Raw genomic sequence first — 8,010 nt, forward strand, 5'->3', positions numbered from 1 at the left:
TCCCTTTCATTTATTATCAAACTTTCCTATTTTACCAGAGAAATCCATATTTACATCTCAAATGGAATTGCTATATGAACAAGGTGATACATTAATTAGGAAAGTAGCCGCCAGATTGGATGTGAGTAAAGGGTTTGTTCAAAAATTTTTAAAACAAAAACAAGCGACTGGTCATGTTCAACCCAAACAACAGGGTGGAAGCCCCAAAAGTGTGTTACACTCGCGCACAACTGAATTGACCAGATGGTAGAAAAATATCCGGATAGCACGTTGTCAGAATATTGTGAATATTGGCTTATGAGCTACAAGGAAGCTATCAGCCCTAGCATAATGTGTCGTGAACTACAAAAACAAAATTTGACGCTAAAAAAAAGACCATACGCAGTAGTCAGTCGGCCACTGAGAGAGTGCCAATTTTGAGGTGTGAATATTGGGAAAAAGTGAAAAATATCGACCCTACCAACCTCATTTTTTTGGATAAAATGGGCGTCTTATTGGGGTTAACACGAACCCACGCTCGTTCAACATATGGTAGTAGAGTCTACAATTTAAAACCCTTTCAGCGGGGTGCAAAAATCAGAGTTGTCGAAGCAATAAGTGAAAAAAAATAGTAGGAATAATGACGCTAGATGGGTCGATAGATAGTAAGGCGTTTAAAGTTTTTGTGGAACACTTTTTAGTACCCAACTTATGGGATGGTGCCGTCGAAGTCAATTGATAATCTACCAGCTCATAAGTTGGCGGTGCTCGAACCAGTGATTCAAGCGGCGGGTGGCAGTGTACTAAATTTATCACCTCCCGAATCCTGACTTTAATCCAATCGAATTATGGTGGTCACAACTGAAAGCTTTTTTACGTCAGTTCTCGTCAACTACTACCACTCCGGGTTGACGTAATACTTGGCGTATACGCTTGAAGGAGTCAATACTAAGCACTTCAAAAACTGGTTTACAAGCTGCTGCTACTGTACTTTATGAACCTGCAATCCGCTGTAAGTGCTTGTATCCTTAACCAAACATATCAATAAACCGGCGTGAGCTCGCCCTTCCAAAACTTGCCGACTTCTGAACCACCGCGTTAAGAAATACCCCCAGACCGGTGCAGCAATGCAGTAAGTATGCAAGACTTTGGAGCATCGGGTCGGTATACACCAAGCATGAAAATAGAGGGACACGGACAAGCCAAAATCCTTACCCAAGAGGAAATCGAACTCTTATTTAACGAAGGTTTACAGACGGATCGCGATCGCGCCCTCTTTGGAGTTTGCCTGTACACCGCTTGTCGGATTGCCGAAGCCTGCAGCTTGAAAGTCATCGATGTCTTTACCCCGGCGAATGTTATTCGCTCAGAAATGATTATCCGTAAGGGCAACACCAAAGGCAAGCTCGGCACCCGCACTATCCCGATCATTCAAGAGTTGAGGCTGCTATTAGAAACTTACGAGCATCCCGAACACCCCTACCTATTCCCCAGCCGCCACCTCAACCACCGCTGGAAACACGCGAACCCGGAAGCCGCCTCTCACCTATTCCAAGAAGCCTGCGAAAAAGTCGGCATCATCGGCGCTTCCACCCACAGCCTCAGAAGGTCGGCCCTGACTCAGATGAGCAACGCTGGGATTCCGCTGCGGATTATTCAAGAAATCAGCGGCCACCGCAACCTCGAACAGTTGCAGAAATATTTAGAAGTGCGGCCAGACCAAGTAAGGGGAGCCGTCTCTGCACTCTCTACCCTTTCCTACGTCAGGAAAACTATATATCCTGATTCAGCTCTCCCAAGCCCACAAAATCCGTTGCCGACTGAGCAACTGTCACAAGCCCAAGCAGACTCCTCGGCCCAAGAAATTCCCGATTGGTGACGAGCAATTTTATGACTTCATCGGCCAATCTATTAACGCCTGGTTTGCGTCTGATGACGATGGTATCGACTGGAGAGGACTCGAAAAAGAGCTCATCGCTTACTCCAAAGAAGTTGAGGTGGAGTGGAGGAAGAAAAAACGAGCGCAAGATTGGGCTGAGGCAATCATGGCAGGGCGGATGTGATTCCGATCGCCCGATCGCCCCCAAAAATAAAAAGCCCCCCGGCGCATGGAGGAGGGCTTTTTAATTTAATGGGTAATTCGGTATCGAGTTGCGCCACGCTTTCAAATCATCTCTAACAACGTAGCGCTCGGTTGCAGCTATCTGTAGCGCTCGGTTGCAGTTAGCTTGTGACGTTGGAAGCGAACACAGAAATCTGATCATCGTTCAATTATTGAAGTTGCTGCTATTGTTGCCAGCGCTAACCAAATTTCTGGCGAAGTCGGCCCGCGTGCGATGGGACGAAAGCAAGAGTTCGGTAGCGCCTACCCAAAGTCCAATACCCAATTCCTGACTCGCTCCCGTAAGCATCAAACTGTGTGCGGGATACCGAGTGCCAGCATCCCTTGTTGAGATTCCTTATCCCTTGAAGTATCTCGATCAGTATCCCTTAAAGTATCTCGATCGGTGTTTGCGGAGGAGGCTTTATGGATTTACCGGGCGTCATCTCGACCGACACCTGGAATCAGACGCCCAAAAGCAATTTCAACACCAAGAAGCGCTAGCAGCATAAGGCTCCCAGCGCTTCTTTTTGGTATACCTTTTCGGTATACAATAAATTTTATTGTTGTCGTGAAATCTTAGCAGGAAACACGACAACGTTTGTTTGAGCTACAACTCAATTAGTCGGTCTCCCAAAAAGAGTGCCGCCTACCCTTATCATGCCATACCTTGCAAAAAAAATAAACTGCCGTTCTAGCGTTGCTTTGGCGATTAGTGTTGTCGGCAGCGGTTCGATCGCACGTTCCCAGAATTCTGACACTAACCATAGCTTTCATAGCTTCCAAAAGTCTTCAAACAAGGGCTGTAACTCAATTTCTTCATATTCCCCGCCAAATACGACAACTAACCGGGGATTTTTTGCTGTTGGTTTTGAAGCTGTGATCGGGGGTGCAGTGTAATGAGTAGCACACAATCTACACAAGAAAGTCAAGGACTTGATACCGCGCAATCCACGCCGGATTTGAAGGGATTAGGAACGCTATGCAGCATTGACAAAAAATCCCTCACCGCCGACCACGAAGCCCACATCTCAGGTAGAGACTTACTCAATGATTGGGCCCGCGCCTGCTGCCACAGTGCCAGCATCGCCCAAGCTTCGCTTTATTTGGGATACGCAGTAAAATCGGCAGGCATCCTATTCATAGGGAAAAACGGGCAGGTACAATTCCGGCCTGATATCCGGGAGCCGAAGCGAGGCAAAAAGGAACCCCCGAAATACCTTTCCCCAAAGGGAGAATTTGACGCTCTCCTCCCCCCATCTCCCGACAACCCGCTCTACTGGGAGATTGAAGCCCTAAAGCGAGAAGCTTTTTATATAAACGATGTACCCTACGTTCTGCTTACTGAGGGAGTGTTTAAAGCCCTTGCCGGGTGCTACAATGGCATCCCTACAATTTCCTTACTGGGAGTAGAGCAAGGGCTTACCGGCAAAGCTCGCGATCGCGAAAATCTGCGGCATTTGGTGCCGGCACTGAGAAGGCTTGCAGAGGCTGGATTTGGCTTTATTATTGCCTTTGATGCTGATGCGCTCACAAATTCCAATATCTGTGCGGCCGAGCGGAAATTGGCTAAGCAATTGGGTAAATTCGGTGTACCAGTACGATCGATCACTGGAGCTTGGCCCGCTACCTCAGCAATTGAGGGAGGCGAGGTGAAAAATACCAAAGGTATGGATGATTTTATTCAGCATAAAGGGATTGAAGAATTCCGAGCAATCCTCACCAAAGCCAAGTTATTTGGCGAGAAAGAGGGTAACGCCGAAGGGAAGGAAAAAAACAAATTCCCTAGCTCGGATGCAATGGCGCGGCAGATTGCAGAGGATTATCGAAATAAGCTTGCCTTCAATAATGAAGTGTCGTGCTGGTATCGGTATGAGGCGGAATCACCCGGAATATGGGCCCCTGAAACCGCTGAATATATCGAATCGATCATCTACCAGATCATCAAATCTAAAGGGATTATTGATATCCCCCCCTCCTACATCAGCGCAACTGTGCGCTTCCTGCGGTGTGAATTGATAGAGCGGAAATGGAAATCGCGCGCCGATCTACTTCCTTTCCAAAATGGAGCTCTAGAAATTGCCACGGGTAAGCTGTACCCGCACTCACCGGGCTACAAATTCACATGGGCATTCCCGCGCCCGCACTCGATCATGGCTACCGATTGGGGAAAAATCAGAGAATGGCTAAAATTTGCCACACACAACAACACCCATGTAGAAAATCTCCTACTAGCCTTCGCCGCCGCTACTCTCAAAGGCCGCGCTGATATCCAGAAATTTCTCCATCTAATCGGCATCGGCGGCAGTGGCAAGGGCACATTCTGCCGCCTTTTGATAGCGCTAATCGGGATTGAAAATACCCACAGCAGCACCCTAGAGGATTGGTGCAGCAATCGCTTTGAGGCGGCGCAAGCCTACGGCAAGCGGCTGCTTATCTTCCCTGATGAAGATAAGGGCGCGCGGTCGCTGGGAAAATTCAAGCAGCTAACCGGTGGCGATTGGTTGCGAGCTGAGGAAAAAGGCAAGAAGCCGTTTAAGTTCAAATTCGAGGGTATGGTCGCGGTGGCCTCGAACTTCCCTATTTTTGGGGCGGATAACTCCAGCGGTATGTCGCGTCGCACCATCGCCGTGCCCTTTGATGCGATGGTAGCTCGCAATACCCGCCGGAATCTTGATGATGAATTTGCACCAGAATTGGCAGCATTCACGAATTATCTGCTTTCCCTTGATGATGCTTGGGTAGAGGGTGTTTTGCGCGGCGTGATGGACGTGCCGGAAGTGGGGGCCCAATTCTGGGAAAGTAAGATTCGGGAGGATAGTATCGCTGGCTTCCTGAATGACAAGCTAATTCTCGATCCACTTGCTCAGGTATCGATGGGTGATTCTCCTAATGCTGAAGGCTCCCTGTACCAGGCATACCATCAATATTGTTCTGATCAGGGTCATAAACCGCAGGCGGTAAAGAATTTTAGCCCCAACTTAATTGAGTGCGCGAGCGTGATTCTCGGCTGGCAAGTGGAAAAAGTCCACACGAAAATCGGAAAAATAATCAAGGGAATCCGCCTTCGCAGTAAAGGGGATGAGCATATCCCTACCTATGACTACGAGCTTCGATCACGTTGCGAAAAACCCGGTGACGGATACGGTGACGGGTCGGTGACGGGTCAGGTGACGGGTCAGAACCTAGAGCCCGAGCCAATTACAGCCTCGGTGACGGATAAACCTCTAACTCAAGTGGAAAAAAATATCGATACGAAAACAGAAACCAAAGAAGCTTCAAAACGGATTAGTGAAGATGAAATCAATAACGTGGGGGATGATATAGAGCTTAATCCGTCACCGCATTCAGAACCCTTGCCAGTAGCCACTCCTGACCTGTCACCCCAGCCGTCACCCCAGCCGTCACCCCAGCCGTCACCTGAACTCAACGAAGACGAACTCGAACTCGTGCAGATGATTTGGGTGGCAATAGCAGAACCCGACCCCGAATCTGCACGGCGGACTGCGACCGACATCTTGCCAATCCTTAAAGATGTCTGTGCCAGCGGAGCTGCGAGTCGTGAGAAGGTTTGGGCGGAGCTGACCGAATCGGAGCGGACGACATTCGCGAAACTGACGGCGAAGCCGAGCAGCAACAACTCGCAGGAACCGGAATCCCCCCAACCCGTGCCTGAGCCAGAAATTATCGCCCCCGCCGATGCCGAAAAACTGCGAGAAATCGCAATTGTTTGGTGGCCGGAACTCTATCCCGCACAAATGCAAAGTCTGCTCGCCCAGATGTACGCATGGGGTGCACCGGGGACTCTGTACGATGCGGCCACCATAAACGCTTGGCTAGCCTCTGAGGATACTTTGGTGAGGGAGCGGATATCCGAGTTGATGGAATTGAGGTCAGAAACTTAGCCGAGTTCTGACAGTCAATAAAAAACCACACAAACGCTCCGCCACCGGAAAACTTACCCTGGCTAAGTTTCTGGCAATTGTCGGCGAGGCGCAACTTGTAGAGTTTGAACAGCTTGTGGTTAGGTGTTCCTGTTTTGTCTCAAAATAAAACTGATGTAGGCCTCAACAAACACGGTTACGCCTAATTGCCTGTTGCGCTGCTGCACCGATGGAGTGACAATTGTCGCAGGCGACGCATCCAGCCGCGATATTTCCTGCGACTAAAAGGGATTGCTGAGTATTTAGAAAAGGGGATGGCGTGAGATGGCAGAATTTGCTGACAAGTTAGTGGCAAAACCACTTTCCTATCAACGTGCTTATCTGGGCAGCTTACTACCAAATTATGTCAAGTCAGGGAATTTAGAAAAGTATTATCAAAGACTGACAGATTTTAACTTTCTGATGGCAAAAATTCAGCATCCTGAGTTTGGAGTGCAGGCACTTATTGATGATTTCAGTTTGGTTGACGGTTTAGAAGCAGTAACTAACCTAGAATATAACGCAGAAATAGCAAAAGCTCTGGACTTAATTCAAAGGGTACTGTGGATATCAGCCGATATTTTGGAGCGAGATAGAACCAAACTAGCGGAACAATTGTTAGGGCGCTTACTGTACTTTGAAATGCCCGAAATTCAGTCACTGTTGGAAGTAGCCAAGCAGGGGAAAGCATCACCTTGGTTGCGCCCTTTGACACCTTGTTTAACTCCCCCTCGCAGGGGACTACTACGCACGCTCGAAGGTCACAGCGACTCAGTATATGAGGTAGCCGTAACTGCTGATGGCAAGCGGGCGCTTTCTGGTTCTTTGGACAAAACCCTCAAAGTCTGGGATTTAACCACTGGAAATGAACAGTTTACTCTCAAAGGTCACAGCGACTCAGTAAATGCAGTTGCTGTCACCTCCGATGGCAAGCGGGCAATTTCTGGTTCTTTGGACAACTCCCTCAAAGTCTGGGATTTAACCACTGGAAATGAACAGTTTACTCTCAAAGGTCACAGCGACTCAGTATATGCGGTAGCCGTAACTGCTGATGGCAAGTGGGCGCTTTCTGGTTCAGCAGACAAAACCCTCAAAGTCTGGGATTTAACCACTGGAAATGAACAGTTTACTCTCAGAGGTCATAACAACCCTGTATTTGCAGTAGCCGTAACTGCTGATGGCAAGCGGGCAATTTCTGGTTCATGGGACAACTCCCTCAAAGTCTGGGATTTAACCACTGGAAAAGAAGAATTTACTCTCAAAGGTCATAGCGATTCAGTATATGCAGTCGCCATCACTGCTGATGGCAAGCGGGCAATTTCTGGTTCACGGGACAAAACCCTCAAAGTCTGGGATTTAACCACTGGAAAAGAAGAATTTACTCTCCAAGGTCACAGTTACTGGGTAAATTCGGTAGCCGTAACTGCTGATGGCAAGCGGGCAATTTCTGGTTCACGGGACAACACCCTCAAAGTCTGGGATTTAACCACTGGAAAGGAACAGTTTACTCTCCAAGGTCACAGCAGTTTGGTAAATGCAGTAGCCGTCACAAAGGATGGCAAGCGGGCGATTTCTGGTTCAGCAGACAACACCCTCAAAGTCTGGAATTTAACAACTGGAAAGGAACAGTTTACTCTCAAGGGTCACACCAGTTCGGTATATGCAGTAGCCGTCACCTCCGATGGCAAGCGGGCGATTTCTGGTTCATATGATAACACCCTCAAAGTCTGGGATTTGACAACTGGAAAGGAACAGTTTACTCTCAAAGGTCACACCTACTCAGTATATGCAATAACCGTCACAAAGGATGGCAAGCAGGCAATTTCTGGTTCAGCAGACAACACCCTCAAAGTCTGGAATTTAACAACTGGAAAGGAACTGTTTACTCTCCAAGGTCACAGCAGTTTGGTAAATGCAGTAGCCGTCACGGAGGATGGCAAGCAGGCAATTTCTGGTTCAGCAGACAACACCCTCAAAGTCTGGAATTTAACAACTGGAAAGGAACTG

4 protein-coding genes and 1 pseudogene are annotated in these 8,010 nt (G+C 48.2%); all 5 read left to right on the forward strand.

The features are described from left to right. Positions 1-250: pseudogene (locus QUA62_RS27955) on the forward strand (hypothetical protein); the annotation flags it as partial. 867 nt (positions 251-1,117) lie between these two features. Then, positions 1,118-1,858: a site-specific integrase gene (locus QUA62_RS27960; protein ID WP_333408079.1), complete on the forward strand. Its 741-nt coding sequence runs from the start codon at positions 1,118-1,120 to the stop codon at positions 1,856-1,858. A gap of 554 nt (positions 1,859-2,412) precedes the next feature. Beyond that, positions 2,413-2,592 carry a hypothetical protein gene (locus QUA62_RS27965; protein ID WP_333408080.1) on the forward strand — a complete coding sequence of 60 codons (180 nt, stop codon included), beginning with the start codon at positions 2,413-2,415 and terminating at the stop codon, positions 2,590-2,592. A gap of 387 nt (positions 2,593-2,979) precedes the next feature. Continuing rightward, positions 2,980-5,985 carry a phage/plasmid primase, P4 family gene (locus tag QUA62_RS27970; RefSeq protein ID WP_333408081.1) on the forward strand — a complete coding sequence of 1,002 codons (3,006 nt, stop codon included), beginning with the start codon at positions 2,980-2,982 and terminating at the stop codon, positions 5,983-5,985. 303 nt (positions 5,986-6,288) lie between these two features. Continuing rightward, positions 6,289-8,010, forward strand: a 1,722-nt coding sequence (locus tag QUA62_RS27975; RefSeq protein ID WP_333408082.1) for a WD40 repeat domain-containing protein, incomplete at its 3' end; no start/stop codon positions are given.

The organism is Microcoleus sp. MON1_C1, assembly GCF_036701945.1.
Classification (GTDB): Bacteria; Cyanobacteriota; Cyanobacteriia; order Cyanobacteriales; family Microcoleaceae; genus Microcoleus.